Origin of the sequence: Streptomyces albicerus (assembly GCF_008905045.1) — a bacterium.
Taxonomy (GTDB): Bacteria; Actinomycetota; Actinomycetes; order Streptomycetales; family Streptomycetaceae; genus Streptomyces; species Streptomyces albicerus.
This window is the reverse complement of the sequence record NZ_VWMY01000180.1, coordinates 1-3,010: the sequence shown is the minus strand read 5'-3', so window position 1 is coordinate 3,010 and position 3,010 is coordinate 1. Positions and strand designations below refer to the sequence as shown.

General features: G+C 71.8%; 2 protein-coding genes and 1 pseudogene. All 3 read right to left on the bottom strand.

Annotated elements, in window-relative coordinates:
* A partial coding sequence (locus tag GAS53_RS54680) for a GlgB N-terminal domain-containing protein (RefSeq protein ID WP_263974270.1) occupies window positions 1-1,372 on the bottom strand: 1,372 nt, incomplete at its 3' end.
* Between the two features lie 43 nt (window positions 1,373-1,415).
* Window positions 1,416-2,819: a maltokinase N-terminal cap-like domain-containing protein gene (locus GAS53_RS54675; RefSeq protein WP_151485277.1), complete on the bottom strand. Its 1,404-nt coding sequence runs from the start codon at window positions 2,817-2,819 to the stop codon at window positions 1,416-1,418.
* Between the two features lie 88 nt (window positions 2,820-2,907).
* Window positions 2,908-3,010, bottom strand: a pseudogene (locus tag GAS53_RS54670) (alpha-glucosidase C-terminal domain-containing protein); the annotation flags it as partial.

Below are 3,010 nucleotides of genomic sequence, written 5' to 3'. Positions count from 1 at the left end.
AGTCGAACTCGAGGGTGCCCCAGTCGGGGTGGGCGGCGCGCAGGGGGTCCTCGTGTTCGTACAGCGGCCGGCCGTCGAACTCGGCCAGTGCCCAGTCGTCCCGGGGGAAGTGCGCGGGCACCCAGTCCATGATCACGCCGATGCCGGCCCGGTGCAGCGCGTCGACGAGGTACTTGAAGTCGTCCGGGGTGCCCAAACGCGCGGTCGGCGCGTAGAAGCCCGTCACCTGGTAGCCCCAGGAGCCGCCGAAGGGGTGTTCCGCGACCGGCATCAGTTCCACGTGGGTGAAGCCCAGGTCGGCGACGTAGCCGGGCAGCTGGTCGGCCAGCTGACGGTACGTCAACCCCGGGCGCCAGGACGCCAGATGGACCTCGTACACCGAGAACGGCGCCTCATGGGCCGCCCGGTCCGCCCGCCGGGCCATCCACTCCTCGTCATGCCACTCGTGATGCGAGGCGTGCACGACGGAGGAGGTGGCGGGCGGGACCTCGGTCCGCCGCGCCATCGGATCGGCCCGCATCGTCTTGGTCCCGTCGGCGCGGGTGATCTCGAACTTGTAGAGCTCGCCCTCGCCGATCCCGGGAACGAACAGCTCCCAGACCCCGGAGGAGCCCAGCGACCGCATCGGATACGCGGTGGCGTCCCAGAAGTTGAAGGTCCCGGCGACCCGTACGCCGCGGGCGTTCGGCGCCCAGACGGTGAAGCGGGTGCCGGCCGCCCCCTGGTGGACCATGGGCTCCGCACCGAGCGCCGTCCACAGCTGCTCGTGCCGCCCCTCCCCGAACAGATGCAGATCGAACTCGCCGATCGTGGGCAGGAACCGGTACGCGTCCTCCGTCTCCTGCACCGTCCCCTCGTACTCCACGAGCAGCCGGTACGACGGCACCTCCCGCAACGGCAGCACGGTCGAGAAGAGGCCCTCACCATCGTCGTGTAGCTCGGCCCGCAGCCCCTCGGCGACGACGGTCACGGAGAGCGCGTACGGCCGCAGCACCCGGAAGACCACACCACCGGGCACGGGATGAGCCCCGAGCACGGAGTGCGGATCATGATGCGCGCCCCCAAGCAGCCGCTCCCGGTCACCACGGTCCAGCACGGCCAGGGGCCGCACTTCCCGCACGGGCTCGGGTTGTCCGGGCTCGGCCTGCCCGGAATCATCTGGTCCGGGCTGGGCTGGTCCGGGCTCGGCTCGTACGGGCTCCGCGACCGCGGCCCGTACGTCCTCATCCGCGGGCTTGGCCTTGGCTTTCTCGGCGACGGTCTCGTCCGCGACGGTCTTGTCCGCGGCGGTCTTGTCCGCGGCGGTCTTGCCGTTGGCCTTGGCCTTCGCGCTCTTCGGCTTCTTGGCGGGCGGGTTCGTGCGGGGCGTCACGGGCGGAGCCTCCTCGGCAGTGATGAGAGGTCGGACGGACGGGTCAGGACGCTTCGGAGAGAGCCAGGCGGCGGACCGCCGCCATCGGCACGGGCAGCCAGTCGGGCCGGTGCCGCGCCTCGTACACGACTTCGTAGATCGCCTTGTCGGTCTCGTACGCGCGCAGCACCACCGGATCCGTACGCGGATCACGCCCGCTGACCTCGGCGTACCCGGAGCAGTACGCGGCCCGGCAGGCATCGGCCCAGCCGGGCACGACGGGCGTGTGCGAGTGCGCCGCGTAGTCGAAGGAGCGGAGCATGCCGGCCACGTCCCGTGCGGTCGGCTGGGGCATGCGCCGTTCGGCGAGCGGTTTCGAGGGTTCGCCCTCGAAGTCGATCAGCGACCAGTTGCCGGACGGCGACCGCAGACACTGCCCGAGGTGCAGGTCCCCGTGGATCCGCTGGGCCGTCCACGACTGGCCCTCGTCCGCCAGCTCGGCGAGCGCGTCGAAGGCGGAGCGCAGCCCGGGCGCGTACGGCCGCAGCGCGGGCACCGCCTGGACGGCCGCCTCCAGCCGCTCGGTCATACCGTCGGCGAGCAGCTCCATCTGTCCGCGCCCCAGCGTCACCGTGGGCAGCGCCCGGGCCAGCGCCGTGTGCACCTCGGCCGTGGCCCGCCCCAGCGCCCGCGCCTCACCGCTGAAGTCCTCGCCCTTGGCGAGCTCGCGCAGCGCGAGGTCCCAGCCGTCGGTGGCGCCCTGGACGAAAGGCTGCAGCACGCCCAGTACGTACGTGTCGCCGGCCAGGTCCGCGAGCATCCACCCGGCGGGCGCGGGGACCCGTGGGCAGCCCTCGCGGGACAGGGCCAGCGGCAGCTCCAGGTCGGGGTTGGTCCCGGGCATGATCCGGCGCAACAGCTTGAGAATGAACGTATCTCCGTAGACGATCGAGGAATTGGACTGCTCGGCCGTCACCAGGCGTGGCACCAGGTCGTCCCGGACCTCCTGCCGCATGTCCCGCTCGAAGCGCAGCTCACCGATGTGCGCCCGGGTCCGCAGCGCCTCCAGGAGCACATCGGCGGGCCGTGGATCATGCAGCGCCTCGTACACGGTCCGCCCGGCGAGCGGCCCCTGCGACGGATGACCGATCAGCGCGGGCGCCAGCCGGGGCGGCAGCGTCTCGCGCACACCGATCAGGAACTGGTAGCAGTCGGCCGGATGCGCCGGCGCGCCCTGCGTCGGTACGAGCGGCTGGTGCGCCCGTACGAGCAGGTGCAGCAGTCCCAGCTTCGCGTCCCACGGCAGCACCTCCGTCGCCGCGACCAGCGAGAAGCCGGTGACGGGACGGCCCTTTCCCGCGAACCACCGCTGCCGTGGCAGCCACTCGCGGAGCAGCGGATCGAGGGACGCAAGCAGGCCGGGGCTTGTCGAAGCGGAGTGCACGGAACGGGTGACGGCTTCCGACATGGCGTCGCGTCCTTTCCCCGGAGTCGGGGTGTTACTGATGCGTGCCCAGGGTGGGGCGGGAGAAACCGCCCCACCCCCCGTTCTACTTCTACGCCGCGTCCTTGCGGAGTCGGAACCAGTAGAAGCCGTGGCCTGCGAGGGTGAGCAGGTAGGGGAGGTCGCCGATGGCGGGGAAGCGGACGCCGCCGATG